General features: G+C 76.9%; 27 protein-coding genes. 15 read left to right on the forward strand and 12 right to left on the reverse strand.

All coding sequences use genetic code 11. The features are described from left to right. Positions 1-137: 137 nt before the first annotated feature. From WDV85_RS00465 to WDV85_RS00480, 4 genes are read left to right on the forward strand one after another with little or no spacing between them, the layout of a single operon-like run. Positions 138-1,394 carry a nucleotide sugar dehydrogenase gene (locus WDV85_RS00465; protein WP_339568761.1) on the forward strand — a complete coding sequence of 419 codons (1,257 nt, stop codon included), beginning with the start codon at positions 138-140 and terminating at the stop codon, positions 1,392-1,394. Continuing rightward, entirely contained in the window at positions 1,391-2,260 is an 870-nt protein-coding gene (locus WDV85_RS00470; RefSeq protein ID WP_339568762.1) for an ABC transporter permease, read from the forward strand. The genes WDV85_RS00465 and WDV85_RS00470 overlap by 4 nt, the downstream gene beginning before the upstream one ends. Then, positions 2,253-3,026, forward strand: coding sequence for an ABC transporter ATP-binding protein (locus WDV85_RS00475; RefSeq protein WP_339568763.1), 774 nt, complete (start codon positions 2,253-2,255; stop codon positions 3,024-3,026). The genes WDV85_RS00470 and WDV85_RS00475 overlap by 8 nt, the downstream gene beginning before the upstream one ends. A 23-nt stretch (positions 3,027-3,049) precedes the next feature. Further along, entirely contained in the window at positions 3,050-4,207 is a 1,158-nt protein-coding gene (locus WDV85_RS00480) for a glycosyltransferase family 4 protein (RefSeq protein ID WP_445263150.1), read from the forward strand. Here WDV85_RS00480 and WDV85_RS00485 read toward each other — a convergent pair. Further along, positions 4,161-5,186 (reverse strand): glycosyltransferase family 2 protein, encoded by a 1,026-nt coding sequence (locus tag WDV85_RS00485; RefSeq protein ID WP_339568765.1) that lies wholly within the window; start codon positions 5,184-5,186, stop codon positions 4,161-4,163. The genes WDV85_RS00480 and WDV85_RS00485 overlap by 47 nt on opposite strands. A gap of 28 nt (positions 5,187-5,214) precedes the next feature. On the opposite strand from WDV85_RS00485, the gene rfbA reads away from it, so the two are divergent. Next, positions 5,215-6,084 (forward strand): glucose-1-phosphate thymidylyltransferase RfbA, encoded by an 870-nt coding sequence (gene rfbA / locus WDV85_RS00490; protein ID WP_339568766.1) that lies wholly within the window; start codon positions 5,215-5,217, stop codon positions 6,082-6,084. Positions 6,085-6,115: 31 nt separating this feature from the next. Here the strand turns inward: rfbA and WDV85_RS00495 are convergent, their stop codons facing one another. Continuing rightward, complete coding sequence (locus tag WDV85_RS00495) at positions 6,116-6,616, reverse strand: hypothetical protein (protein ID WP_339568767.1); 501 nt, start codon at positions 6,614-6,616, stop codon at positions 6,116-6,118. Beyond that, the gene (locus WDV85_RS00500) at positions 6,613-7,749 is read right to left on the reverse strand and encodes a hypothetical protein (protein WP_339568768.1); all 1,137 of its coding nucleotides are present in this window, start codon (positions 7,747-7,749) and stop codon (positions 6,613-6,615) included. Before WDV85_RS00500 ends, WDV85_RS00495 begins: the two co-directional genes overlap by 4 nt. Before the next feature lie 218 nt (positions 7,750-7,967). On the opposite strand from WDV85_RS00500, the gene WDV85_RS00505 reads away from it, so the two are divergent. Continuing rightward, positions 7,968-8,669, forward strand: coding sequence for a hypothetical protein (locus tag WDV85_RS00505; RefSeq protein ID WP_339568769.1), 702 nt, complete (start codon positions 7,968-7,970; stop codon positions 8,667-8,669). A gap of 93 nt (positions 8,670-8,762) precedes the next feature. Here the strand turns inward: WDV85_RS00505 and WDV85_RS00510 are convergent, their stop codons facing one another. From WDV85_RS00510 to rfbD, 4 genes are all read right to left on the reverse strand, one after another. Then, entirely contained in the window at positions 8,763-9,893 is a 1,131-nt protein-coding gene (locus WDV85_RS00510) for a glycoside hydrolase family 3 N-terminal domain-containing protein (RefSeq protein ID WP_339568770.1), read from the reverse strand. Positions 9,894-10,049: 156 nt separating this feature from the next. Further along, complete coding sequence (locus tag WDV85_RS00515) at positions 10,050-10,775, reverse strand: hypothetical protein (RefSeq protein ID WP_339568771.1); 726 nt, start codon at positions 10,773-10,775, stop codon at positions 10,050-10,052. Between the two features lie 182 nt (positions 10,776-10,957). Next, a complete protein-coding gene (locus tag WDV85_RS00520) occupies positions 10,958-11,641 on the reverse strand; it encodes a hypothetical protein (protein ID WP_339568772.1) in 684 nt (227 codons plus the stop codon). Positions 11,642-11,777: 136 nt separating this feature from the next. Then, entirely contained in the window at positions 11,778-12,641 is an 864-nt protein-coding gene (rfbD, locus tag WDV85_RS00525; protein WP_339568773.1) for a dTDP-4-dehydrorhamnose reductase, read from the reverse strand. A 174-nt stretch (positions 12,642-12,815) separates the two neighbouring features. On the opposite strand from rfbD, the gene WDV85_RS00530 reads away from it, so the two are divergent. The 3 genes from WDV85_RS00530 (at position 12,816) to WDV85_RS00540 (ending at position 15,938) form a co-directional block, all read left to right on the forward strand. Further along, positions 12,816-13,583, forward strand: a complete 768-nt coding sequence (locus WDV85_RS00530) for a hypothetical protein (RefSeq protein ID WP_339568774.1) — start codon at positions 12,816-12,818, stop codon at positions 13,581-13,583. Positions 13,584-13,947: 364 nt separating this feature from the next. Continuing rightward, entirely contained in the window at positions 13,948-14,568 is a 621-nt protein-coding gene (locus tag WDV85_RS00535; protein WP_339568775.1) for a dTDP-4-dehydrorhamnose 3,5-epimerase family protein, read from the forward strand. A gap of 113 nt (positions 14,569-14,681) precedes the next feature. Next, positions 14,682-15,938 (forward strand): LCP family protein, encoded by a 1,257-nt coding sequence (locus WDV85_RS00540; protein ID WP_339568776.1) that lies wholly within the window; start codon positions 14,682-14,684, stop codon positions 15,936-15,938. 15 nt (positions 15,939-15,953) lie between these two features. On the opposite strand, the gene WDV85_RS00545 is transcribed toward WDV85_RS00540, so the two are convergent. Then, on the reverse strand, positions 15,954-16,229 hold the full coding sequence (locus WDV85_RS00545; RefSeq protein WP_298804218.1) for a hypothetical protein: 276 nt from the start codon (positions 16,227-16,229) through the stop codon (positions 15,954-15,956). Positions 16,230-16,324: 95 nt separating this feature from the next. On the opposite strand from WDV85_RS00545, the gene WDV85_RS00550 reads away from it, so the two are divergent. After that, entirely contained in the window at positions 16,325-16,759 is a 435-nt protein-coding gene (locus WDV85_RS00550) for a CoA-binding protein (RefSeq protein WP_298991602.1), read from the forward strand. Between the two features lie 21 nt (positions 16,760-16,780). On the opposite strand, the gene purE is transcribed toward WDV85_RS00550, so the two are convergent. After that, positions 16,781-17,329 (reverse strand): 5-(carboxyamino)imidazole ribonucleotide mutase, encoded by a 549-nt coding sequence (purE, locus tag WDV85_RS00555; RefSeq protein WP_339568777.1) that lies wholly within the window; start codon positions 17,327-17,329, stop codon positions 16,781-16,783. Further along, positions 17,322-18,461, reverse strand: a complete 1,140-nt coding sequence (locus tag WDV85_RS00560) for a 5-(carboxyamino)imidazole ribonucleotide synthase (RefSeq protein WP_445263151.1) — start codon at positions 18,459-18,461, stop codon at positions 17,322-17,324. The genes purE and WDV85_RS00560 overlap by 8 nt, the downstream gene beginning before the upstream one ends. Positions 18,462-18,856: 395 nt before the next feature. Here WDV85_RS00560 and WDV85_RS00565 point away from each other — a divergent pair, with 395 nt between their 5' ends. After that, a complete protein-coding gene (locus tag WDV85_RS00565) occupies positions 18,857-19,417 on the forward strand; it encodes a GtrA family protein (RefSeq protein WP_339568779.1) in 561 nt (186 codons plus the stop codon). Between the two features lie 10 nt (positions 19,418-19,427). Then, positions 19,428-20,162 carry a polyprenol monophosphomannose synthase gene (locus WDV85_RS00570; RefSeq protein ID WP_298991610.1) on the forward strand — a complete coding sequence of 245 codons (735 nt, stop codon included), beginning with the start codon at positions 19,428-19,430 and terminating at the stop codon, positions 20,160-20,162. Positions 20,163-20,169: 7 nt separating this feature from the next. Here the strand turns inward: WDV85_RS00570 and WDV85_RS00575 are convergent, their stop codons facing one another. Next, positions 20,170-21,300, reverse strand: coding sequence for an adenylate/guanylate cyclase domain-containing protein (locus WDV85_RS00575; protein ID WP_339568780.1), 1,131 nt, complete (start codon positions 21,298-21,300; stop codon positions 20,170-20,172). Continuing rightward, the gene (locus WDV85_RS00580) at positions 21,297-22,247 is read right to left on the reverse strand and encodes a biotin--[acetyl-CoA-carboxylase] ligase (RefSeq protein WP_339568781.1); all 951 of its coding nucleotides are present in this window, start codon (positions 22,245-22,247) and stop codon (positions 21,297-21,299) included. Before WDV85_RS00580 ends, WDV85_RS00575 begins: the two co-directional genes overlap by 4 nt. 146 nt (positions 22,248-22,393) lie before the next feature. Here WDV85_RS00580 and WDV85_RS00585 point away from each other — a divergent pair, with 146 nt between their 5' ends. Genes WDV85_RS00585 through WDV85_RS00595 form a run of 3 tightly spaced genes read left to right on the forward strand, consistent with a single transcriptional unit; the run spans position 22,394 to position 26,393 of the window. Beyond that, positions 22,394-24,022, forward strand: a complete 1,629-nt coding sequence (locus tag WDV85_RS00585; RefSeq protein ID WP_339568782.1) for an acyl-CoA carboxylase subunit beta — start codon at positions 22,394-22,396, stop codon at positions 24,020-24,022. Then, a complete protein-coding gene (locus WDV85_RS00590) occupies positions 24,019-24,297 on the forward strand; it encodes an acyl-CoA carboxylase epsilon subunit (protein WP_339568783.1) in 279 nt (92 codons plus the stop codon). The genes WDV85_RS00585 and WDV85_RS00590 overlap by 4 nt, the downstream gene beginning before the upstream one ends. After that, positions 24,294-26,393 (forward strand): TPM domain-containing protein, encoded by a 2,100-nt coding sequence (locus tag WDV85_RS00595; protein ID WP_339568784.1) that lies wholly within the window; start codon positions 24,294-24,296, stop codon positions 26,391-26,393. Before WDV85_RS00590 ends, WDV85_RS00595 begins: the two co-directional genes overlap by 4 nt. Positions 26,394-26,556: the final 163 nt, after the last annotated feature.

A 26,556-nucleotide genomic window follows, 5' to 3' on the forward strand; every position in this document is an offset into this window, starting at 1 on the left:
CGGGTCGGCATGCTAGGTGCCGCGACCGGGCGGCCCGGCGTGCACGGCCCCCAGGGCGTCGGGTGGCACACTTCCCGACTGCCCGGGAGGGCGAGCGCGACCACCGCCTGCCGGGCCCCGCCGCCGAGAGGACTGCCGTGACCTTCGACCTGGCCGTCATCGGCCTCGGCTACGTGGGGCTCCCCCTCGTGCGCGAGGCCGCGCACAGCGGTCTGCGCGTGCTCGGCCTCGACGTCGACGAGGCGGTGGTCCGCGGCCTCGCCGCCGGGCGCTCCCACGTCGACGACGTCTCGGACGCGGACGTCGCCGCCGCACTGGCCGCCGGCCTCGAGCCCACGACGGACGCCGCCCGTCTCGGCGACGCGGACGCCGTCGTCGTCTGCGTCCCCACGCCGCTGTCGGACGAGGGCGGGCCCGACCTCCGGGCGGTGCGCGGCGCCGTCGACGCCGTGGCGGCCGCGCTGCGGCCCGGCCAGCTCGTGGTCCTCGAGTCCACCGTCTCTCCGGGGACGACGGAGGAGCTGGTGCGGCCGGCCCTCGAGGCGGGTGGCCTGGTCGTCGGCGAGGACGTCCACCTGGCCTTCTCCCCCGAGCGGATCGACCCGGGCAACGCCGTCCACGGCTTCCGCAACACCCCCAAGGTCGTCGGGGGCGCCACCCCCGCTTGCGCCCGCCGCGCCGAGGCCCTCTACGCCCGCCTCGTCGACGAGGTGGTGACCGCGCGCTCCACCCGCGAGGCGGAGATGTCCAAGCTGCTGGAGAACACCTACCGGCACGTCAACATCGCGCTCGTCAACGAGACGGCGAAGTTCTGCCACGACCTCGGCATCGACATCTGGGACGTCGTCCGCTGCGCCGCCACCAAGCCCTTCGGCTTCCAGGCCTTCCGGCCGGGGCCGGGCGTCGGCGGGCACTGCATCCCCATCGACCCCACGTACCTCAGCCACACGGTGCGGGCGCGGCTCGGGTACCCGTTCCGCTCCGTCGAGCTGGCCCAGGAGATCAACCAGTCCATGCCCGCCTACGTGGCCCGCCGGGTGCAGGACCTGCTCAACGACCGCTCCCTGGCCGTCCGCGGGGCACGCGTCCTCCTCGTCGGGACGACGTACAAGGCGGGCGTCAGCGACCAGCGCGAGTCCCCCGCCTTCGGCGTCGCGAGAGCTCTCCGCGACCTCGGGGCGGACCTCGAGCAGCACGACGCCCTGGCACCGCGCTTCGTCGTCGACGGCGTCGAGGTCCCCCGTCGCGAGGCGCTCGGCGGACCGCCGGCCGACGTCACCGTGCTCCTGCAGGCCCACCGCGACCTCGACGTCGCCGCCCTGCGGTCGAGCGCTGCGGTCGTGCTCGACACCCGCGGGCTCCTCGAGCCGGCCGAGGGCGTGGTGCGGCTGTGAGCGCGGCGGAGGCGTCGCCGAGCCCGGCGGCACGGCTGGCGGCCGATGCGGGGCTCGAACGGCTGGGTCGCCGCCCGGCGCTGGGCCAGTACGGGCGTGAGCTCTGGCAGCGGAGGCACTTCCTCCTCGAGCTCAGCCGCTCCCGCTTCCGCGGCCAGAACGAGGAGAACCGCCTGGGCCTCGGCTGGGTCCTCGTGCGGCCCCTGCTCAACGCGGTCGTCTACGGCGTCGTCTTCGGTCTGCTGCTGGCCAGCAGCACGCGGCCGGACAACTTCGTGCCCTTCCTCGTCATCGGCATCTTCGTCTTCCAGTACTTCGCCGGGTGCCTCAACGACGGCTCCAAGGCCATCACGAGCAACCTCGGCCTCGTCCGGACGATGCACTTCCCGCGTGCGGTGCTCCCGATCTCGGTGGTGCTGCAGCAGGTCTTCGCGCTCGCGCCGATGATGGGCATGGCCGCCGTCGTGGCGCTCGTCTTCGGCGAGCCGCTGACGTGGCGGTGGCTGCTCGTCGTCCCCGCGCTCGTCCTCATGACGATGTTCTGCCAGGGCGTCGCCTTCGTCGCCGCCCGCGTGACGCTGCACGTGCGCGACGTCGCGCAGCTGCTGCCCTTCGTGACGCGGCTGCTCTTCTACATCAGCGGGCTCTTCTACTCCATCGAGCGCGTGGGGCTCCCCCCGGCCGCCGAGGCCGTCGCCGAGGTCAACCCCGTGCAGGTCTACATCACGCTCGTCCGCACCGGGCTGCTCACGGAGGTCGACGCCGGGTGGCACGTGTGGGCGCTGGGCATCGGCTGGGCCGTCGTCGCTCTCGTAGGGGGCGCCGTCTTCTTCTGGCGCGCAGAGGAGGCGTACGGGCGTGAGTGAGCCGCAGACCTCCCCCGCCGCCCCGGCCGAGGCGCGGCCGACCGTCGTCGTCGACGACGTCCACGTCGACTACACCGTCTACGCCGCGGGCAAGCGCGCGACGTCGGAGCGCAAGCTGCTGCGGCGCGCCCCCTCGCTGCGCCAGGCGCGGACGGTCCACGCGCTCAAGGGCGTCTCCTTCACCGCCCACGAGGGCGAGAGCATCGGCGTCATCGGCCACAACGGGTCCGGCAAGAGCACGCTGCTCCGCGCCATCGCCGGGCTGACGACGCCGACCCGCGGCACCGTCTACGCGGACGGGCGCCCCGCCCTCCTCGGCGTCAACGCCGCCCTCATCAACGAGCTCTCGGGTGAGCGCAACGTCATCCTCGGCGGTCTCGCGCTGGGGATGTCCCCCGAGGAGATCCGCAGCCGGTACCAGGAGATCGTCGACTTCGCCGGGATCGGCGAGGCCGTCGACCTGCCGATGAAGACCTACTCGGCCGGCATGGGCGCCCGGCTGCGCTTCGCCATCGCCGCCTCCGCCACCCACCGCGTGCTGCTCGTCGACGAGGCGCTCGCGGTCGGCGACGCGGCCTTCCGCCGCCGGAGCGAGGAGCGGATCCGCGAGCTCCGCGCCGAGGCCGGCACCGTCTTCCTCGTCAGCCACTCCATGGGGACCATCAAGGAGACGTGCACGCGCGGCATCTGGATCGACCACGGCGAGCTGCGCGCGGACGGCCCGGTGCTCGACGTGGTCGCGGCCTACGAGGCGTCCGTCAAGTGAGCGCCTCGCTTCCGGCGGACGGGTTGCGCGTCCTCGTCGTCACGGTCGTGCACGACCCGGAGGACGCCCGGATCCGGCACCGCCAGCTCCTCTCCCTGCTCGACGCGGGGTGCACGGTCACCTACGCAGCGCCCTTCACCGCCTACCACCGCACGCCGCCGCCCGGCGTGCGCCCGCTCGACCTGCCGCGGGCGGTCGGCCGCCGCCGGCTGGCCGCCCTGCGCGCCGCGACGGCGCTCCTGCGCCGGGAGGCGCCGCGCCACGACGTCGTGCTCGTCCACGACCCCGAGCTGCTCGCGGCTGTCGCAGGCGCCCGGGCCACCCGCTCGGCCGCCGTGGTCTGGGACGTCCACGAGGACACCGCGGCCGCCCTGTCGATGAAGACGTGGCTGCCCGGTCCGGCGCGGCGGGTGCTGCCCGCCGCCGTGCGGGCGGCCGAGCGCGCGGCGGAGCGGCACCTGCACCTCACGCTCGCGGAGACCGGGTACGCCGACCGCTTCCGCCGGCCGCACCCGGTCGTCCCCAACAGCGTCCTCGTGCCGCTGGACGACGTGCCCCCACCCGGCGCGGACCGCGTCGTCTACCTCGGTCGGGTCACCCGGGCTCGCGGCGGCCTGGAGCTCGTGGCCCTCGGCCGCGAGCTCGCGGGCGAGGTCGAGGTCGAGGTGGTGGGCCCGGCCGACGGCGACGTCCGCGACGCGCTGCGTGCGGCGCACGAGGCCGGTCACGTCCGCTGGCGGGGGTTCGTGCCGAACGACGAGGCCCTCGCCGGCCTCGCCGGTGCTCTCGCCGGCCTCTCGCTGCTGCACGACGAGCCGAACTACGCGCACTCGCGACCCACGAAGCTCATGGAGTACATGGCGCACGGGCTCCCCGTCGTCACGACGCCCAACCGAGCGGCGGTCGAGCTCGTCGAGGCGGCCGGCGCTGGCCTTGTCGTGCCCTTCGAGGACGTCCCCGCCGCCGCGGCCGCGGTGCGCGCGCTCCGGGACGACGCAGGTCGGCGGCGCGCTCTCGCGACCGCGGGACGTCGGTACGCGCTCGAGGAGCTCGACTGGCGACGCGACGGGCGCCGGCTCGCGGAGCAGCTCCGGGTCTGGGCGGACACCCGTCGCGGAGGGAGCCCGAGCGACGTCAGCCGGTCGGCGCGTCCGGACGGGCGAGCGCACGAGGGCTCGTGAGGAACCCGAGCCCCCACGCCCCGTGCATGAGCCCGTAGACGCCGGCCAGGGCGAGCCGGCCGCGCAGCCCGAGGCCGGCCCCGAAGGCGGCCCCGCCGGCCAGGAGCAGGGCGGCGTACCCGCCCGGGAGGAGCAGCGCCGGACGCCACCGCAGCCCGACGAGCGCACCGGCCCCCGCTCCGAGGACGGCGGCGGGCGGGGCGAGGTAGCGCGGCGACACGGTGCTGGCGTCACGCCGCACGATGGCGCGGCGCCACCGGCCGTAGTGGAAGTACTGCCGCGCCAGGGCCTCGGGCGTCGACCGGGGGCGGTAGGCCACCTCGAGCCGCGGGTCGAACCACACGAGGCCGCCCGTGGCGCGCAGCCGGTGGTTGAGCTCCCAGTCCTGGGCGCGCAGGTAGTGCTCGTCGTAGCCGCCGACGCGCTCGAGCGCGTCCCGGCGGAAGACGCCCAGGTAGACCGAGTCGGCCGGTCCGGCGGACCCCCCCGTGTGGAACGGGGCGCTGCCGACGCCGAGCTTCGTCGTCATGGCGCGGGCGACGACGCGCTCGAAGGGGGTGCTCCCCTCAGCGGCCATCAGGCCGCCGACGTTGTCGGCCCCCGTGGCCACCAGCGCCTCGACAGCCGTGGCCACGTACCCCGGCGGCAGCATCGAGTGGCCGTCGACGCGGACGAGGACGTCGTGCCGCGCGGCCGCCACGGCGGCGTTCAGCCCGGCGGGCGTCGCGCCGCGCGGGTCCGGGTTGTCGACGACGACGACACGGCCCCCGGAGGAGGCCGCTAGCCGGTCGGCCACCTCGCGGGTCCCGTCGGCGCTGCGGCCGACGGCGACGACGACCTCGAGCTCGCCGTCGTACTCCTGGCCGAGCGAGCAGCGCACGCTCTCCTCGAGGTGGCGCGCCTCGTCGAGGACCGTCATGACGACGGAGACCGGGGGCGCGGGGGTGCCGGGCGCGGCGGCGGTGTCGTCCTGGCTCATGGCGGGCGCCACGGTAGCGTCCGCGACCATGCGAGGGATCATCCTGGCCGGCGGCACCGGCACGCGCCTGTGGCCCATCACCCGCGCCATCAGCAAGCAGCTGATGCCGGTGTTCGACAAGCCGATGATCTACTACCCGCTGTCCACGCTGATGATGGCGGGGATCCGCGAGGTGCTCGTCATCACGACGCCGGAGGACTCCGACTCCTTCCGCCGCCTCCTCGGGGACGGCTCGGAGCTCGGCATGGAGATCTCCTACGCGGTCCAGCCGAGGCCGGAGGGCCTCGCCCAGGCCTTCCTCATCGGCGCCGACTTCATCGGCGACCAGCCCGTGGCCCTCGTCCTGGGCGACAACATCTTCTACGGCACGGGCCTCGGCACGGCGCTCAAGCGCCTCACCGACGTCCGCGGCGGGCACGTCTTCGCCTACCACGTGAGCAACCCTCGGGCCTACGGCGTCGTCGAGTTCGCCGAGGACGGGCGCGTCCTGTCGCTGGAGGAGAAGCCGCAGGAGCCCAAGAGCTCGTTCGCGGTCCCCGGCCTGTACTTCTACGACGCGGACGTCGTGGGCATCGCCGGCGGCATCCGGCCGAGCGCCCGCGGCGAGCTGGAGATCACCGCCGTCAACGACGCCTACCTGCGGCGCGGCGACCTCACCGTCTCCGTGCTGGAGCGGGGGACGGCGTGGCTCGACACCGGGACGGTCGACGACATGATGGCGGCATCGGAGTTCGTCCAGGTCGTCGAGGCGCGCCAGGGCTACAAGATCGGGTGCATCGAGGAGATCGCCTGGCGCGAGGGCTGGATCGACGACGACCAGCTGGCCGCGCTGGCGGAGCCGCTGCGCAAGAGCGGGTACGGGGAGTACCTCCTGCGACTGCTGGAGGACCGCCGCTGAGGTCCGTCCGCCCGGGCGGCGGGCCGCCCTCTCAGGGCAGCAGCCGCTCCACGGCGCGAGCGGCGCGCCGGACGGCGGCCACCGGCCCCGACGGGACCGGGGGCACCGCGTCCAGCAGCCGCTCGACCAGGTGCGCGGAGCTCTCGAGGTCGCGCGGCGAGACCTCGACCACGGCCGCGGCGGCGTAGGTCCTCACCGCCTCCTCGCGCGCGGCGGCCACCCCCGGGGGGCCGACGAGCTCGACGGCGTACCCCGCCCTCCGGTACGGCGCCAGCACCGGGCGCTCGAGCAGCAGCACGGGCGTGAAGGTCTCGCCCGCGCGACGCGCCGCGGTCACGGCCGCGAGCACGCCGTCGGCGTCCTCCTCGACGCCCGCGCGCAGGTGCACGACGACGACCGGCACGTCCGCCGGAGCCGCCCCGGCACCCCGGCGGAGGCCGGGCGGTGCTCCGCCGCCGAGCCGGGCGAGGGCGGCGACGACGGGGTCCAGCGCGCGACCGACCTGGGCGCGGACGACCGCGAGCGCGGTCACGCCACTCCCTCCGCCGGCACGGCCCGGGCCGCGTCGCGCACGGCCGCCAGCTCCCCGACAGCCGCACCGGCGCCCAGCGCCTCCACGACGGCCATCGCCTCCGCGGCGCCGTTGCCGGGCCAGAGCTCGCGGCACCGTCCCTCGGCGCTCGTGCGCGCCTCCGGGTCGGCGAGCAGCCTCGCAGCGCGCTCGAGGGACGCCGGCTCCTGCGGGTGGAGGTCCACGCCCACGCCCTCCTCCTCGGCCCACCTGGCCCGACGGGGCTGGTCGTCGAGCTGGGCCCGCACCCCGACGAAGGCGCCGGCCCGGGCGAAGGCCACCGTCTCGTGGAAGGTGTTGTAGCCGGCGGCGGTCACGACGAGGTCGAAGGCCCGCAGGTACCGGCTCAGCGGGTAGGCGCTCACCGAGCGCACGCCCCTCCCCGGGTCGGCGTCCGACCGGGCGATGGAGGGTCGGACGAGGCACAGCTGGACGTCGGGGACCCGCCGGCGCAGGCCGCTGACGACCCTCCCCAGGTCGGTGTCGACGTCCTGCCAGCCGCCCGCGCCCAGCGTCACGAGAGCCGTCGGGACGTCCTGCTCGAGGTCGAGCGCCCGCCTCGCCGCTCGGGCGTCGAGGAGGTCCGGCGGGTCCAGGAGGGTGATCGGGCGCACCGGCAGGGCGTCGCCGCGCGACGCGGTGAGCCCGCCGTCCAGGCGCGCGGCCAGCTCCCCCGGCTCGAGCACGAGGTCGAAGCGACGGGAGAGGCGCAGCTGGGGCGCCCCGAGCCCGGGCCTCCACATGGGCCGGCGCGACCACACGCGCCGCACGTCCGGGTACCGGTCCCCCATCTCGGCGACCGCTCGGTACGGGTAGGTGCCGTCGAAGACGAGCACCGACGGCCGCAGGCGCTCCACCGCCTCACCGAGGCGCCTGCGCAGCACCGCGTTCCAGCGCCGCGGCCGGATGCCGAGGTCGTCCGCGCTCGGGACGTACTGGTAGGGGAGGTCACCCGCGGCCAGCGGGACCGCGGAGGACATCGAGAGCACGTGGACGTCCGTCCCGGGGGAGGCCCGACGTCCCATGGCGACGAGGCGGGTGAGGTGTCCCATGCCGGAGCCGTTCGAGCTCACGAGCAGCACGCGGGAGGACACGGCGCGAGAGTAGGCGGTGCCGCCGCGGGGCCGCGCCCGACGTCCGCCCCCATGACCACCGGTCGGGGTGCCTCGGGTCACGGGACCGTGACGACCAGGACGTCGACGGCACCTCGGTGCGCGCGCGCTCCTGAGGTGCGAGCGCCGCCGGGCGTGTCGTCCGAGGCCGGGGCGCGGCTCGCCCGTCCCGAGAGCACCGCCAGCCGAGAGGAGGTCCCGTGCGCTCTGCCCTCCGGCGCGTCGCCGCCACCCTGTCCGCCACCGCCCTCGTCGCCGCGGGCGCCGCCACCGCCGCCCCCCCCGCGTCGGCGAGCACGAGCACCGACGCCTGCACGACCCAGCTCGACCTCCCGGGCCGCGTGAGCACCGACCGCCCGCTGCACCAGGCCCGCATCGCGACCGACGACCGGTGCGGCGTCGAGGCGGCCTCCTTCGACGTCCTCGGCCCCAGGGGGTACTCCACGACCTTCGACGTCGACCGCCCGACGGGCGACCCGTACGCGATCTGGGACATCCCCAGCTCCCTGCGCCCGGGGACGTGCACCGCGCGCAGCGGGACCCCTGGCTACGTCCCCACCTCGGCCGTCCTCGAGTACTGCTCGAAGATCGACCTGCGCGCGGGTCGATGGTTCGACGACCCGCGCGTGGACCCGGCGTGGGTGGACATGGAGGTCTGCGCCTCCTGCTACACCGCCAGTCGCGGTGCGCACCTGCCGTGGCGCGACCACCGCGTGGTCCTCCAGAACACGGACGCGTACGGCCGGTACCAGTACCTCACGACCGTTCGCACCGGGGCGGACGGGTGCTTCGTCGGGCCTGTCACCAACACGTACGACGGCCAGTACCGGGCCGTCGCCTACGAGACCTACAAGATCTTCAGCCGGACGTCGCCGGGGCAGCGCGTCGGCGGCATCGTCTGACGACACCGGGAGCGTCCCTCCGGCGGACGAGCGCGAGCGGCCGACGGGGTCTCGGCAGCGTGGCTGCCGAGACCCCGCCGCCGCCTCGTCGTCTCACGCCAGGCCCTCCCGGGCCTTGAGCGCCAGGACCCTCGCCGCCGAGGCGCGCACGAGGCCCTGGAAGGTGCTGCTGCGGCGAGCGAGGGACAGCACCGCGTCGACCATGACGGGGACCTGCTGCGGCGCCAGCGTGAGCACGAGGTCTCCGCCGGCTTCGATGTGCTGCACGGCACGAGCGCCGACGGGGACGTACTTCACCGCGGCGGCGTTCCCGACGTCGTCGGTCATGACGACGCCCTGGAAGCCCAGGTCGCCGCGCAGGAAGCCGCTGACGACGACGCGCGAGCGGAAGGCTTGCCGCGAGGGGTCGATGAGGTCGTAGATCGCGCTCGAGACCATGACGGCCCCGGCTCCCGCCAGCACCGGCGCGCGCCAGGGCGTCAGCGTCGCGGAGATGCGGGGGGTCCCCGTGTCGCGCACCAGGTAGGTCGTGTCGGTGTTCGCCGTCACCCGGCCGAGGCCGGGGAAGTGCTTGAGCACCGGTTGGACCCGCGCGCTGAGCGAGCCCTGCACCCAGGCGGCCGTCGCGGTCGCGACCGAGTCCCCGGTGTAGCCGAACTGCCGGTCGTGGCGCCCGATCGGCGCGTTGGCGGAGCGCAGCGCGTAGGGGACGACGTCGGTCACCGGCGCGAGGTTCATCGTGAAGCCCGCCTGGCGCAGCTGCCGGCTCCAGGTGGCTGCCCGCTCCTCGATGACGGCTGCCGAGGAGCGGCCCTGCACGAGCGCGCTGGGGATGTCGGAGATGCCGGGCCCGCGCAGCGCCTGCACCTGCCCGCCCTCCTGGTCCAGGGCGGTGAAGGACAGCACTCCACCCGTGGTCGCCGCGGTGTTGCGGCGTTGGACCGCGGCGTTGTCCGCCGCCAGCGCCCTCAAGCCGGCCGAGCTGCGCCCGGCCCAGAAGATCGTGCCGACGCGGTGGTCGTCGACCATCGCCGTCGCTGTGCTCCTGCGCCCGAAGGGCACTCCGACGGCGAAGAGCTGACCGACCTGCTGCTCGAGGGTGAGCGCGTCCGCCGAGCGCAGCGACGCCTCGACCGCGGTCGCCTCCTCCGCCCCTCGGCCGGCGGCGACGCCGAGTGCCCCGGAGGCGAGTGCGGTGAGGGCGGCGCGGCGCGTCAGGTCCACGCACCGGACGCTAGGCCTCCGCCCCGCACGACGACGTCGCGACTCGCCCAGCTCTGCGCGCCGGACGTCCTCGCCGTCCGGGTCGGGACGGCGCGCCCGTGGTGGCCGTGGACGCCCGGGCCCGGCAGAGGCTGCCGGGCCCGGGCCGGCACGGAGCTAGGCGCGCCCGACGGTCACGCTGGTCGAGGTCCGCGGGAAGACGGCGTCCGTCTCCCAGTTCACCACCCGGTAGGTCGCCGCGTACTTGTTGTCCAGCGTGAAGGTGGCGAAACCCCCCCGCCCGATCTCCACGGTGCGCAGGTACTGCCAGGTGCGGCCGTCCTCGCCCAGGATCTGGATGGTCGCCCGCTGCCCCTCACGCGACTCGTACTGGTGGCGGCGCCCGTTGTAGTACAGGGAGTACACCGTCAGGCGCACCTCGGCGCGGTCGACGCCGTCCCGCCGTCCGTAGAGCGCCGCCTTCGACCCGTACTTGACCTCGGTCACGGCCGTGGTGAACGGCTGGCTCACGCCGCTCGGCGGGAGGTCGAACACGTACTGCCCGGGCTGCGCCTGGTCGGTCACCGTCCACAGGTCGAGGTCCTCCCCGACCGGGTAGGACAGGCTGTCCACGAGTCCGCGCGGCCCGAGGACGTCCACCACGAGCTCCTCGTCGCGGTCGCAGCTCTCGAGGAGCACGACCGGGACCTCCTGGACGGGTCGGTCGAGGGAGACGTACCTCTTCAGCACCGGTTCGGGAGCGCAGCCCGGGACCGGCGACGCCGCGGCGGCGGGCGCCGCCAGGGTGGCGGCGGCCAGCAGCGCGGCCGTCCCGGCGGTGGCCAGCCGTCGAGCCGCCTCCCTCGGGCTCCGGGCTGCTCTCGTCACAGCGGTCGACGTCATCGGTGGTCCTCCCCCTCCGGGTGCCGCGGTGGCACCGCCAGTCGTATCCAAGCGACGCCGACCGCCTCGCGCACGGCCCCCGCTCCGCCGTGACCGGATCGTCACGTCGACGGCCGGCCAGGAGCGCGGAAGGGCTCGACGGCTGCTGCCGACGAGCCCTTCCTGCTGCGGGAGAGCGAGTGTCAGCGGACGGTGACCGCCGCGGACGTCCGGGAGAAGATGTTGTCCGTCTCCCAGGTGACCACCCGGTAGGTGGCGGCGTAGCGGTTGTTGAACGTGTAGAAGACCCGGCCGTCGCGCGGCAGGGTCACCGAGCGCAGGTACTGCCAGGTCTTGCCGTCCTTGCCGAGGATCTGGACGGTCGCGCGCCGGTCCCGCAGGGGCACGTACCGGTCCTGCACCCCGTTGAAGTACTGCCCGGCCACGAGGAGCTGCACCTGGTCGCCCCGGCGCTCCCCGCGCAGGCCGGCCTTGGCCCCGTACTTCACGACGCTGGTCGCGAGGAGCACGTCCGCGGTGTTGACCTCGGGGTCGCCCGCGAAGACGTAGGTGCCCGGGCGCATGTCGGAGACGACGGGCCAGGCGTCGACCGGCGTGGCGGCGTCGTACTCGAGCACCCAGTCGATCTCCCCGCGCGGGTCGACGACGTCGACGAGCACGCTCACGTCACGCTCGCAGTCCCCGACGACCGGGACGGGCACCTCCTTGAAGGGCGTGTCCATCGAGACCCGGGTGGGCGGGAGCGGCTGGACGGTGCACTCCGGCGCCGTCCCCGCGGCCGCCGCGGGCGAGACGCCCAGGCCCAGCGCGAGCGCTCCCGCAGCGGCGATGACGGCTGCCCGACGTGCCATGTCCTTGCTTCGCATGGATGTCCCCTCGTCCTGCCCCGGCACCGCGCCGGCGCACACCCATCCAAGCGCGCCACGAGGACGTCCTGGGGCGGACGGCACGACGCTGGTCCGAACGGGTGACGCGCTGCGGCGCCGCTCCCGGGCGCCGGGATCAGCCGACCGCCGACGGCCCGAGGACGGAGGGCGCGGCCACCTCCCAGCGGTCCGCCCAGCTCCCCACGGGATCGACGCCGACGGCGAGCAGGCGCTCGTGCCCCAGGACGCTCCAGGTCGGGCGCGGCGCAGGGCGCTGGTACGCGGCGGAGGTGGTCGCCTCCACGCGCTCGGGGTCGAGGCCGGACGACGTGGCCACGGCGCGGGCCAGGTCCCGCCAGGTGGCCGTGCCGCTGGAGGTGCCGTGGTAGGTCCCGCCCGGCGCTGCGGCGTCGACGAGCCGGAGGACGAGGTCCGCCACGTCGCGGGCCCACGTCGGCTGGCCCCGCTGGTCGTCGACGACGGCGATGCGGTCCCGCTCGGACAGCAGCCGGGCGATGGTGCGCGGGAAGCACGGCGCCGCGCCGTAGAGCCAGGCCGTGCGCACGACGAGGTGGTCCGGGCTCGCGGCCGCGACCGCCCACTCGCCCGCGAGCTTGGTGCGGCCGTACGCCGAGCGGGGAGCCGTCACGGCGTCCTCGGCGTAGGGGGTCGACGCCTCGCCGTCGAAGACGTAGTCCGTGGAGACGTGCACGAGCCGGGCCCCCGCTCCGGAGGCCGCGACCGCGAGGTTCCGGGCGCCCGTGGCGTTGACCGCGAAGGCGGCGGCCTCGGACGCCTCGGCGTCGTCCACGGCCGTCCAGGCGCTGGCGTTGACGACCACGTCGACCCCGGACAGGCGAGACCGGCACGCCGCGGCGTCCGTGACGTCCAGCTCGTCGCGCGAGAGCGCCACCACGTCCGCCCCCTTGCCGCGGAGCGCCGACACCACCTCCGCCCCGAGCATCCCCCTGGCGCCCACCACGGCCCACCTCGTCGTCATCGGGCCATCGTGGCAGCGGCACGCCCCCGAGCGCGCGACGGTCGCCCCCGCACCGTCGGCCGGTCGTCCGCCGGGCGGGTGAGGTGCGCGCCTCGGCACGGGAGGTCGCTCACCCCTGCGGCCTGCGGGCCGATGGCGCTGAGGACGAACAGCGCCGTACCGGAGGAGCAGACCATGAGCCATCGCCATCGCCATCACCACCGGAGCACGCTCGCGGCCGCGCTGGCGGCCGTCCTGCTCGTCGGCGGCGGTGCGGCGGCAGCAGCGACCGCCGACCCGCGGGCCGGTGAGTCCGCAGCAGCGACGACGGCGGAGGCGACGGCATCCTCCACGACGCGCTTCGTGCGCACCGACGCCCCGCCGGTGCTCCGGGTGGGCGCTCCGCGCCAGAGGATGCAGATCGCCGTCCAGTCCAGCGCGCCCCTCGACGTCGCCACCGTCTCCCTCGTCGGCGCCGGAGGACGCGTCGGAGCGAGCGGGACGAGCACCGCTCCGATGGCCGGTCGGCCCACCACGCACCGGGCCGACCTGGTGCTCGACGTGGCGCACCTCCCTGGCTGGGGCCGGCTCGGCTGGAAGCTCTCCGGCTGGAGGACGTCCGACGGCGGCTGCGTCCTCGCCGACGCCACCGTGCGCGTCGACGTGAGGGCCCACTCGCAGGCGGCGCTCAGGGGCGTCAAGCGGCGCGGCGACTCCCTGCGACTGACGGGGTCGCTCCGCGCGTACCACACCGTGCAGCAGCGCATGGTCCCGTGGACAGGACGGCCCGTCGCCGTCCAGCGCCACGACGGGAGCACGTGGAGGACCGTGGCCACCGCCACGACGGACCGCTCGGGCGACGTGGACGTCACCACGTCCGTGCCGCGGGGGAGCTACCTCCGCCTCGTCGCCGCCGACACGAGCCGCATCTGGGGGGTCACGAGCGCCACGGTCCGGCTCTGAGCGACGGGCGAGGGCCGACGTCTCCCCGAGCGGCAGCGGACGCCACCACCTCGACCGCGGCGGTGGCCGCCAGGCCTCCGTGGCCCAGCGCACGCGCTGCGTCCGGTGCGACGAGGCCCGGGGGCACCCGGCCGGACCCCCGCCTCTCGCCACGGAGACCGGCCCCTGCCTCGGACGGACCACCTCCCGCCCGCCCCCGGCTCCTCCAGGACCCGAGGCGCCGGCGGGGAGTCGTCCCCGCCGGTCGGCACGGTCTCGAGGAGGCGGCGGCCCGGGGCCACGGCACCTGAGCACGCGCAGCAGCGCGGGCGGCGGCACCCGAGGGCACCTCGGGCGCCGCGCTGACGTCTCCTATGGTGCTCCCATGGCGGTCGAACCCCTGGACATCGAGGGCGCCTTCGTCGTGCGCCCGACCCAGCACCGCGACGCCCGAGGCGTCTTCATGGAGTGGTTCACCGAGACCGCCTTCGCCGAGCAGACGGGGCACCCGCTGCGGCTCGCGCAGGCGAACTGCAGCGTCTCGGCCGCCGGCGTCGTCCGGGGGATCCACTTCGCGGACGTCCCCCCGGGACAGGCCAAGTACGTCTTCTGCCCCGCGGGGGCGGTGCTCGACGTCGTCGTCGACATCCGCGTCGGGTCGCCCACCTTCGGGCAGTGGCGCTCGGTGCTCCTCGACGACGTCGACCGCTGCGCCGTCTACCTCGCGGAGGGGCTCGGCCACGCCTTCATGTCGCTGGCCGAGGGCAGCACGGTCGTCTACCTGTGCTCGGAGGGCTACTCCCCCGGTCGCGAGCACGGCGTCGACCCGCGCGACCCCGACCTGGCCGTCGCGTGGCCGACGCAGGACCGCGACGGCCGCCCGCTCGAGCCGCTGCTGTCGGAGAAGGACACCGCGGCGCCGACGCTCGCCGAGGCCCGCGAGCAGGGCCTGCTGCCCACCGTCGAGCAGGTCGCCGAGCACCTGGAGGCCCTGCGCTCCCGGTGACGACCGTGATCGCGTGACGCTCGGTCACCTCCCGCGTCGGGTGGTGGCCGAGCCCGCGACGCGCCGTGCGCGCGCTCAGGGAGCCCCCGGCCGGCGCCCGTATCCTCGCGCGCATGCCCAGCCAGCCCGACCGTCGGCGGGGCCCCGCCGCGGAGACCGAGGAGCCGCGCTGGGGCCCGTCGACGACCTACCGCGCCCGGCCCCGCCTGCGGCGGCCCGACGTCGGTGAGCGGCGCCAGCAGCTGCCCCCGCCCTCCTCGCCCCGCCCGGCCGGCGCCGTGCGTGACCGCGCGCCCGAGCCGCCGCTGCCGCCCGTCGCGGAGGCCGACCGCGCGGGGCGCCACCCCGTCGGCCGGGCCGCGGCTCCGACCGGGACGACGTACGGCCGCCGCCGGCCCTCCTCCCGCGTCCGTCGACGCCGCGCCGGCGTCCTGCTCGCCGTCCTCGTGGCGGCCGCGCTCGTCGCCTACCCGGTGGCGCTGGGGCTGACGGCCCTGGGAGCCCTGCAGCGCGTCGACGCCCTCGGTGCGTCCGCCGTGGAGGACACGCCCGGGGACACGTACCTGCTCGTGGGGTCCGACAGCCGCGAGGGCACGACGATCGGCGGGGACGCACCGGGCGCCCGGACCGACTCCATCCTGCTGCTGCACGTCCCGGACGGGGGCGGCCCCAGCGTCCTCGTCAGCATCCCCCGCGACTCCTACGTCGAGGTCCCCGGCTACTACGAGACGAAGATCAACGCCGCCTTCTCGCTCGGCGGCGCTCCCCTGCTCGTCGACACCGTCGAGCTGGCCACCGGCCTGCACGTCGACGACTACGTCGAGACGGGCTTCACGGGCTTCGCCGACATCGTCGACGCCGTCGGCGGGGTCGAGATGTGCCCCGAGACCGCGATCGAGGACCCGAAGGCGCGCCTGGACATCGCGGCGGGGTGCCAGGTCATGGACGGCGACACGGCCCTGGGCTACGCCCGCACCCGGTACGAGGACCCCCGCGGCGACCTCGGGCGCGGTGACCGCCAGCGCCAGCTCATGGCGGCCATCGCCGCCGAGGGCACCTCGCCGGGGCTCCTGCTCAACCCCTTCCGCGCCTTCCCCACCGCAGCGGCCGGCGGCTCCGCCCTCACGGTCGACGAGTCCACGGGCCTGGGCGACCTCGTCACCTTCGCCCGCGGCATGCGGGCCGCCTCGTCGGCGGACGGCGTGTCGATGACCGTGCCCGTGGCGGCGACGGACCGGGTCACCAACTCCGGGCAGGTCGTGGACTGGGACGAGGAGCAGGCGGACGCCCTGTGGTCGGCGCTGCGCGCGGACGACACCGAGGCGGTCCGGGCCATCGCGGACGCCCAGGCGGCTGCGCTCGGCGGCTGAGCCGTGCCGGGGCCGTCAGCGCTCCAGCGTCGTCAGCCGCGCGTCGACGGCCCCGAGCGACGCGCGCACCGCCGTCATCTGCTCCTCGACGCCCCCCACGCGCTCCTCCAGCCGCTCGACGCGACGGTCGACGCCGTCGAAGCGGCGGTCCACGCCGTCGAAGCGCCCGGTCATGTCGGCACGCAGGTCCGTCAGCCGGCTCCCGAGCACCCCGACGACGGCGAGCACGGCGGTCAGCGCGACGGCGAAGCCGCCGATCATCGCGGTGACGAGGAGCGACGTGGGCACCATGCGCCGAGGGTAGGGCGCGCTCGGTCCCCGAGGACCGTCCGCCCACAGCGCCCTCCGGGACGCCGACGACGCCGTCGGCGGCGCACCATGGCGGCATGACCTCCGCGCCGCACGCCAACGACCCCGACGTCGTCCGCCGCCTGCTCACCGAGCCCGGCCGGTGGGCGGTGGTCGGGCTGTCCGACAACACCGACCGACCCGCCTACGGCGTCGCGCGCTTCCTCCAGGAGCGGCTCGGCGCGGAGGTCGTGCCGGTGCACCCGCGGGCGGTCGACGTCCACGGCGAGCACGGCTTCCCCGACCTCGCCACGGCGGACCGGCACGGCCCGCTCGACGTCGTGGACTGCTTCGTCAACTCGTCGCGCGTGGGAGCGGTCGTCGACGAGGCGATCCGCCTGGGCGCCCACGCGGTGTGGATGCAGCTCGGCGTCGTCGACGAGGACGCCGCGGCCCGCGCCCGCGCGGCCGGGCTCGACGTCGTCATGGACGCCTGCCCGGCGATCGAGGCGCCGCGGCTCGGCCTCGTCTGAGGCGGCCGCGGCCGGCCGCCCTCAGGCGCCGCCGACCCGCTCCCGCAGCGCGGCGCCCTTCGCCTCGGCGGCGGCGCGCAGCGCGTCCTGGAATCGCGCCATCCGCGCGCGCAGGTCGGCCCCGCGCTCGTCGTCGCCCGCCGCCAGGACGCGGACGGCGAGCAGCCCGGCGTTCCGCGCGCCCCCGACGGAGACCGTGGCCACGGGCACGCCCGCCGGCATCTGCACGATGGACAGCAGCGAGTCCACGCCGTCGAGGTGGGCCAGCGGCACCGGCACCCCCACGACGGGCAGCGGCGTCAGCGCGGCCAGCATGCCCGGCAGGTGCGCCGCTCCCCCGGCGCCCGCGACGACGACGCGCAGCCCGCGGTCGGCGGCGGCGCGGCCGTAGTCGACCATCCGCTCGGGCATCCGGTGGGCGGACACGACGTCCACGGCGTGCGGGACGGCGAACTCGGACAGGGCGGTCGAGACGGCCTCCATGACGCGCCAGTCGGAGTCCGAGCCCATGACGACGCCGACGAGCGGGTCGCCGTCGCCGACGACGGCGCCGAGCGGGCCCTCACTCATCGATGTCCCCCGCGACGAAGGCGGCGGCGTGCCGCGCCCGGGCGCGCACGTCCTCGAGGTCGTCGCCCCAGGCGGTGACGTGCCCGAGCTTGCGCCCGGGGCGCGGGCCCTTGCCGTACAGGTGCACCTTGACCTCCGGGTCGCGCGCCATGACGTGCAGGTAGGAGCGGTACATGGCCTCCGGGTCCTCCGCCGCGCGGTCCGCGCGGGGGGAGCCGAGGACGTTGGCCATCACCGTCCAGCGGGCCCGCGCGCGCGGCGAGCCGAGCGGCAGGTCGAGCACCGCCCGCAGGTGCTGCTCGAACTGCGACGTCGCCGCGCCGTCCTGCGTCCAGTGGCCCGAGTTGTGGGGCCGCATGGCGAGCTCGTTGACGAGGACCCGGCCGTCCGCCGTCTCGAAGCACTCGACGGCGAGCACGCCGGTGACGCCGAGCTCCCCGGCGACGCGCAGCGCCGTCCCCACGACCTCCGCGGCGAGGTCCTCGTCGAGACCCGGTGCCGGAGCGGTGACCTCGCTGCAGACGCCGCCCACCTGGACCGTCTCGACGACGGGCCAGGCCGAAGCCTGCCCGCTGGCGCTGCGGGCGACGAGGACGGCGAGCTCGCGGACGAAGGGCACGGCCTCCTCTACGAGCAGGGGGCCGTCCGCGGCGTCGAACCAGTCCTGCGCGGCGCGCGCGGCGGCGGCGTCGTCGAGCACGCGGACGCCCTTGCCGTCGTAGCCGCCGCGGGGCGTCTTGAGGACGACGGGCCAGCCCCCCTCGCCGTCGTCCCCGCCGTCGCCGAAGGCCACGAGCGCGTCGACGTCGTCGACGGGCGCCCACCGCGGGCACGGGACGCCCAGGTCGGTGAGGCGGCGGCGCATGACGAGCTTGTCCTGGGCGTGCACGAGCGCGGCCGGCCCCGGGCGCACGGCGACGCCGTCGGCCTCGAGGGCGCGCAGGTGCTCGGTCGGCACGTGCTCGTGGTCGAAGGTCAGGGCGGCCGCGCCGTCCGCGACCGACCGCAGCGCGGCGAGGTCGGTGTGGGCGCCCAGGCGCACGTCGGGGACCGCCAGCGCGGCGCTCTCCGCCGCGGACGTCGCGAGGACCCGCAGGCCGACGCCGAGCTCGACGGCGGCCGGCTGCATCATCCGCGCCAGCTGCCCGCCGCCGACGACCGCCACGACGGGGAAGCCCGGGCCCGCGCCCGTGCGGGTCCCGGCCGCCGCCGACGCGGCGTCGGCGGAGGTCGCCCCGGCGCTCACGGGCGGGCCCCGGCGGACGGTCGGCCCCGGCGGGCGGGCCCGTCCGGAGACCGGCGGGGCGGACGGCAGCGGGAGGGGCGCACGCGCGGAGGCTACCGACGGCGGACGCGTCCTCCTCACCCGTCCGGGCCGAGCCGCCACCGACCCGGGCGGTCGGGGGCGCCACGAGAGCGCAGGTAGGTTCGCACCACGGCCGCTGCCCGGCCGCGCGCACCGTGGCGTGCGGGGTGTCGAGGGTGCGGGCGGGAGGAGACGGAGCGGTGGCGTCAGGAGACCGGGCCGTGACGGCAGGCCGCTGGCGGAGCGCGCTGCGCCGCCGCCCGCGCCACGTGGGCGAGGAGGTGTGGCGCTTCCTCCTCGTCGGCGGCGCCGGCTTCGTCGTCGACGTCGGCGTCTTCACCCTCCTGCGGACCTCGGCCCTCGGCCTGCTCGAGGACCGGCCCCTCACCGCCAAGGTCGTCTCGACCGTCGTCGCGACGGCGGTCACGTGGCTCGGCAACCGGTGGTGGACCTGGGGCCACCGGACCACGGGCTCCACCCGGCGCGAGCTCCTCCTCTTCCTGGCCGTGAACGCCGGCGGCACCGGCATCGCGCTGGCGTGCCTCGCCGTCTCCCACTACCTCCTCGGGCTCACGAGCGTGCTGGCGGACAACGTGTCCGCCAACGGCGTGGGCCTCGTCCTCGGCACCGCCTTCCGCTTCGTCGCCTACCGGGCGCTGGTCTTCCGCGACGTCCCGGGGCACCGGCCCCCGCCCGTCCCGCCGTCGGAGGCCCTGCTCGTGCCGGGGCCGCACCGGACGGGGCCGGGGCGCAGTGGGGCAGAGCCGGGCAGCGCCGCGTGAGGGCCGTCGCGTGAGGGCCGTCGTCGTCGTGCCCGTCTACGACGAGGCGGCCACGCTCGGAGCGCTCCTGGACGCCGTCCTCGCCGCCGCGCCGGGCGCGGACGTCCTCGTCGTCGACGACGCGAGCCCCGACGGCAGCGGCGACCTCGTCGCCGCCCGTCCCGAGCCGCGCGTGCACCTGCTGCGCCGCGCGGGCAAGGACGGGCTCGGCGCCGCCTACCGGGCCGGGTTCGCCTGGGCCCGCGAGCGCGGGTACGACGTCGTCGTCGAGATGGACGCCGACCTGTCCCACCCGGCCGACCGCCTGCCGGCCCTGCTCGACGCCGTGGGCCCGGGCGGCGCCGACCTCGCCATCGGCTCGCGCTACGTGCGCGGGGGCGGCACGCGGGGCTGGCCGCGCCGCCGTCAGCTGCTCTCCCGCGGGGGCAACGCCTACATCCGCGCGGCGCTGCGCCTCGGGGTGCGCGACGCCACGGCGGGCTTCCGCGCCTTCCGCGCGGAGCTGCTCGAGCGCGTCGGCGTCGCGGGCATGCGCTCCACGGGCTACTGCTTCCAGGTGGAGACGACGCTCCGCGCGGTGCGCCACGGGGCACGGGTCGTCGAGGTGCCCATCACCTTCGTCGAGCGCGCCGCCGGCCGCTCCAAGATGGGCCCCGCCATCGTCGGCGAGGCCGTCGTCCGCGTGACCTGGTGGGCCGTCCTCGACCTCGTCCGCCGCCTGCCCCGGCGCGAGGGCCGCGGCTGAGGGCTCCTCAGGGCCCGCCGAGGCCCTCGAGGCGCCAGAGCGCCTCGTCGTCGGACGGCGACGCCGCCCCCTCCGGGTCCGCGCCCGAGCCGGTGCCCGCCCCCGCCGGTGAGCGGCGCAGGAGCCAGGGGCGCACGGGACCCAGCCCGCGCAGCTCGCGCTCCCTCAGCGGCCGCAGGTCCAGCCCGGGCGTGCCGACCAGGGGGTGGGCGGTGGGGCCGTCGAGGAGGACCGTGCCGGGCCGGGCGATCGCCGTGAGCCGGGAGGCGCGGTTGACGGGCGTGCCGAAGAGGTCGCCGAGCCGCGCGACGACCCGCCCGGTGGCGAGCCCGACCCGCACGCGCGGGAGGTCGGGGTCCTCGTCCATGGCCTCCGCGAGGTCGAGGGCGATGCCGGCCGGCGCCGCCCCCGGGGCGCAGGCGAAGAGCACCTCGTCGCCGACCATCGTGATGACCCGGCCGCCGTGGCGCGCCACGACGTCGGCCGCGGTCACCTCGAAGCGGTGGACGAGCCGGCCGAGCTCGGTCTCGGAGACCCGCCGGGCCACGCTCGTGAACGCGACGATGTCGGCGAAGCCGACCGTGCGCTGCATCGTCATGGCCGGGTCGCGGGCGAGCCGGTCGGCGGCCAGCTGGTCGAGCGCGTGCGCGAGGTGGCGGCGCCACGTGTAGTCGAGCAGCGGGCGCAGGTCCTCGACCACCTCCTGCAGCCGGGCGGGCACCTCGTCGGCGCTGCCGGTCTCCTCCAGCAGCAGCTGGACCTGCCAGGACGCCAGCCGGTCCATCGTCCGCCCGATGGCCCGCGCCAGCTCCAGCGCCCGCTCCTCGCCGAGCCGGACGTCCGCGACGAGGCGGGTGACCTGCGCCAGCGCGTCGACGTCGGTCTGCGTGAAGGCCGGCACGGAGGACTCGACGTTCGGCAGGCCCAGCGCCCGCCAGAGCGCCCGCGCGTCCCGCAGCCGCACCCCCGCGGCGGTCGCCACCTCGCGGCGCGACAGCGAGGGCTCCCCGCCCAGCAGCGCCCGCTCCGCGGCCAGGGCCGCCCGGGCGAGCGCGTCGGACCCGGCCGGCCCGGCCCCCGCGCCGTCGCCGGGACGGGCGTCCGGTCCGGGTCCTGGCGCGGGGGCGGCCCCGCTCACCTGCGCCCGCCGTCGGGCGCCGGGGCGCCGTCGCCCGGGCGCAGGTGCACGACGTCGCCGGCCGTGACGGCGCGCGGCCCGTCCGCCGTGCGGACGACGAGCGCCCCCGAGGCGTCCAGCGACTCGGCCACGCCCTCGAGCGCCGCACCGCCCGGCAGCTCGACCCTCACGCGCTCGCCCAGCGTGGAGCAGACCTCGCGGACGGGGTCGGTGAGGCCGGCGGGCAGCGGGCCGCCCCCGGCCGCCGCGGCGCCCCAGCGCTCCCAGTGGTCGGCGAGGCGGCGCAGGAGCGCCCGCAGCAGCACGTCCCGGTCGGTGGTCGCGGCGCCGCCGAGGCGCAGCGAGGTGGCGCCCGCGGCGGGCAGCTCGTCCGCCCGGGCGTCGACGTTGATCCCGACCCCCACGACGACGACGGGGCCCTCGTCCGGCGCCCCGGCACCGGGCGGCAGCACCTCGGCGAGCACGCCGCAGACCTTCGCGGGCCCCGCGGAGGCGGGTCCGGCGGTGGCTGCGGCCGGAGGGCGCGGCGGAGGGGGCACCAGCACGTCGTTGGGCCACTTGAGCACGGCCTGCAGCCCGGCGCGCCGACGCAGCACCTCGACGACGGCGAGGCCCGTGAGCAGCGGCAGCCACGGCAGGGAGGGGGCGGAGCCGGCGGGCGCGCGCAGGAGGACGGAGGCGGTGAGGGCCGCGCGCGGGGCGGTGGTGAAGGTGCGGCCGCGCCGCCCCCGTCCCTGCACCTGGTGCTCGGCCACGAGCACCGAGAGGTCGGGCCAGGCGCCGGGCTCAGCGCGGGCGCGCTCGGCGAGCGCGGTGCTCGTCGAGTCGAGGGCCGCCTCGACCTCGAGCCGGCCGAGCGGCCCGGCCGGGCGCACGAGGGCGGACCGCAGCGCCGCCCCCCGCAGCGGCGGGCGGGCGAGGTCCGCCCAGGGCCCGGCGCTGCTCACCCCGGCAGCGTAGGCGCACTAGAGTCGCCGACCGTCGCGCTCAGACCTCCCCGCAGGGGCGCCGCCGAGGACCGAGCGCCGAGACCACCGACCGAGCCGCCGGCCGAGGACGCCGCGGCGCCGCCCGTCCCCCGGAGGCCCTCCCCATGCCCGCAGCAGCCGACGAGAGCGGCGCCGCCCCCGGCCGCGACGACGCGCCGCACACCACCGCGGCGAAGATCGCCGACCTCGCCGCCCGCACCGACGAGGCCGTGCACGCGGGCTCGGCGCGGATGGTCGAGCGCCAGCACTCCCGCGGCAAGGGGACGGCGCGCGAGCGCCTCGAGGCGCTGCTCGACGAGGACTCCTTCACCGAGCTCGACGCCCTCGCCCGCCACCGCTCGACGCAGTTCGGGCAGGAGCGCCGCCGGCCGCCGGGCGACGGCGTCGTCACGGGCTACGGCACGGTCGACGGCCGCCCGGTCGCCGTCTTCAGCCAGGACGTCACCGTCTTCGGCGGGTCCCTCGGCGAGGTGTACGGGGAGAAGATCGTCAAGGTGCTCGACCTGGCCCTGAAGACGGGCTGCCCCGTCGTCGGCCTCGTCGAGGGCGGCGGCGCGCGGATCCAGGAGGGCGTCGTCTCCCTCGGGCTCTACGGCGAGATCTTCCGGCGCAACGCGCACCTGTCCGGCGTCGTCCCGCAGGTCTCGGTGATCCTCGGCGCGGCCGCCGGCGGGCACGTCTACTCCCCCGCCCTCACCGACTTCACCGTCATGGTCGACGGCACGTCGCAGATGTTCATCACGGGCCCGGACGTCATCCGCACCGTCACGGGCGAGGACGTGACGATGGAGGAGCTGGGCGGCGCGCGCACGCACAACGCGCGCAGCGGCAGCGCGCACCACCTCGCCGAGGACGAGGACGCGGCCATCGCCTACGTCAAGGACCTCCTGGCGCACCTGCCGAGCAACAACCTCTCCGAGGCGCCGGTCGTCGCGCCCGAGGACCCCCGCGGCCTCGAGACGACGGACGAGGACCTCGAGCTCGACGAGCTGGTGCCCGACGCGGCGTCCGCGCCCTACGACATGCACCGCGTGGTCGAGCACCTGCTCGACGACGGCGACTTCCTCGAGGTCTCCGAGCTCTTCGCGCCCAACGTCATCTGCGGCTTCGGCCGGGTCGAGGGCCGGTCGGTCGGCGTCGTCGCGAACCAGCCGATGCAGCTGGCCGGGTGCCTCGACATCGACGCGAGCGAGAAGGCCGCCCGCTTCGTGCGCACGTGCGACGCGTTCAACGTGCCCGTGCTCACGCTCGTCGACGTCCCCGGCTTCCTCCCCGGCACCGACCAGGAGTGGAACGGCATCATCCGGCGCGGCGCCAAGCTCATCTACGCCTACGCCGAGGCGACGGTGCCGCTCGTCACCGTCATCACGCGCAAGGCCTACGGCGGCGCCTACGACGTCATGGCCTCCAAGCACCTCGGGGCCGACGTCAACCTCGCGTGGCCGACGGCGCAGATCGCCGTCATGGGCGCGCAGGGGGCGGCCAACATCCTCCACCGGGGTCGCCTGAAGGAGGCCGCCGAGGCCGGCGGCGACGTCGAGGCGCTGCGCGCGGACCTCGTCGCCGAGTACGAGGACACGCTCGCCAACCCCTACATCGCGGCGGAGCGCGGCTACGTCGACGCCGTCATCCCGCCGTCGCGCACGCGCGCCGAGGTGGTCAAGGCGCTGCGGGCGCTGCGCGGCAAGCGCGAGCAGCTCCCCGCCAAGAAGCACGGGAACATCCCGCTGTGAGCAGCGCGCCCGACGGGGCGGTCGAGGGGGCCGTCGAGGCGGCCGGGTCCGGCGCACCGGTGCTGCGCGTCGTCCGCGGCGCGCCGGACGACGTCGAGCTGGCCGCCCTCGTCGCCGTCGTCGCCGCCCGGCTCGGCGGCGCGCACGCCCCGGACCCCGCCGAGGCTCCCGCCGGCTCCCGCTGGGACGACCCGGCGGACCGGCTCGGCGTCCTGCTGCCCTCCCCCGACGCCTGGCGGACGAGCGCCTGGGCGGGCGGATGGGCCGGGCGGTGAGCGCCCGGCGAGCCACGGCGCCGGGGTCCGCCCCCGCGGCCCTGCTGGGGGTGCTGCTCGCCGTGCTCGCGCCCCTGCTCCTCGCACCGCCGGCGTCGGCCGTCGCCCCCCTGCGGCTCGACGAGCAGGTCACCGACCAGGTGGGTGCCCTGGTCGACGACGAGCAGCAGGTGGAGCAGGCCCTCGCCGACCTGCGCGCCGAGACCGGCGTCCAGCTCTTCGTCGTCTTCGTCGACAGCTTCGACGGCCTGGGCGGCCAGGAGTGGGCCCAGCAGACCGGCGAGCTGTCCCAGCTGGGAGACGGCGACGGCGTCCTCGCGGTGGCGACGGGCGACCGCGCCTACGGCAGCGTCGTCGACGCGGACGTCGACGCCCCGGCCGCGAACGCCGCCGCCGAGAGCCGTCTGGCGCTGGACGACTGGGCGGGCGCCGTCGACGCCTACGCCGACGCCCTCGCGACGTCGGCGGGCGCCGGTGCGCCGGCGGGGCAGGCGGCCGGAGGCTCCGACGGCGGGTCGGGGGGCGTGTCCGGCCTCGCGGTCCTCGTCGTGCTCCTGCTCGTCGGCGTCGCCGTCGCCGTGGTCGTCGCCCTGGTGCGCGGCCGCCGCGAGCGGCGCTCGGACCGGGCGCGCCGCCGCGCCCCCGAGCCCGCCCCGGCGCCGGTCGAGCCCCTCCCCGACCTCGAGCGGCGCGCTGGCTCGGCGCTCGTCGCCGTCGACGACGCGGTGATGGCGTCGGCGAACGAGGTGGAGTTCGCGCGGGCGGAGTTCGGCGACGAGGCCGTCGTGCCCTTCGAGCGCGCCCTCGCCGGGGCCCGCGCCGACCTGTCCGCCGCCTTCGCCGCCCGGCGCCGCGCCGACGGCGAGGGCGAGGGCGAGGGCGGCGACCGCGTCGAGGTCGACGAGGCGGGGCGGCGCGCGGCGCTGGCCGAGGTGCTCGAGCGCTGCGGCCGTGCGGACGCCGCGCTCGACGAGCAGGCCGAGGCCTTCGACGCGCTGCGCGACCTCGGCCGCCGCGCCGGCGCCGTGCTCGACGCGCGCGCCGACGACGTCGCCGCCCTGCGGCCGCGGGTGGCGCAGGAGCACGAGCGCCTCGCCGCCCTCCACCGCGAGTACGCCGACGCCGCCGTCGCGGCGGTGCGCACCGCCCCGGACGACGCGGGCGCCTCGCTCGACCTCGCCGAGGACGAGGTCGAGGAGGGGCGGGCGGCCGTGGCCGCCGGCGACACGGGCCGCGCCGCCCTCGCCGCCCGCGCCGCCGACCAGGCGACGACCCGCGCCCGTCGGCTGCTCGACGGCGTCGGCGCGCGCGAGCGCGAGCTCGAGGAGGCCGAGCGCCACCTCGCCGACGCCCGCGCGGAGACCGAGCAGGACCTCGCCGAGGCGCAGGCGCTCCTCGGCGTCGGCGGCGACGCCCGCGAGCTCGCCCCCCTCCTGGCGCGGGCCCGCGCCGCCGTCGCCGAGGCGGAGGCCGCCCAGCAGCCCGGGCGCCAGGACCCCCTGACGGCGCTGCGCCGCCTCGAGGAGGCGGACGAGGCCCTCGACGCCGCCCTCGCGTCGGTGCGCGAGCGCAGGGTCCGGGCGCGGCGCGCGCGCTCGGGGCTGGACCACGCGCTCGTCGCCGCGCGCGCCGAGGTCGCCGCGGCCCGCGACGTCGTCGCGGTGCGCCGCGGCGGCGTCGGCCAGGAGGCCCGCGCCCTGCTGCGCGACGCCGAGCACGCCCTCGCGCGCGCCGAGCGGGCGGCGGACGACGACCCCGTCACGGCGCTGGCCGAGGCGCGGCGCGCGGACGCGCTGGCCGAGGGGGCCCAGCGCAGCGCGCACGACGACCTCGACCGCCGCGGCCCCTTCGACGGGGGCGGGTACGGCGGCCGGCGCGGCTCGTCCGTGGAGGCCGCCGTGCTCGGGGGCATCCTCGGCGCCGTCCTCACCGGCGGCGGAGGCCACCGCGGCGGGGGCCTCGGCGGTGGCGGGGGCTTCGGGGGCGGTGGCTTCGGAGGCGGCGGTTTCGGGGGCGGTGGCTTCGGCGGCTCCGGCGGCGGCGGGGGCTTCGGGGGCGGCGGCTTCGGCGGCTCGGGCGGTGGCGGGCGCTTCTGAGCGCCGACCGCGACGGACCTCGTAGCCCTTCTCCGTCCGGGAGGGCCCCTGGTGCGGACTTCGTGCTCCTTTCTCCGCCCCGGGTGGCTGCCCGCGCTCGACGACCGACCCCGGGCGCGCCGTCGTGGCAGGCTCGCACCGGCACGGGGGGGGGGGGGGGGGA

The sequence above is a fragment of the Pseudokineococcus sp. 5B2Z-1 genome, assembly GCF_037482305.1.
GTDB lineage: Bacteria > Actinomycetota > Actinomycetes > Actinomycetales > Quadrisphaeraceae > Pseudokineococcus.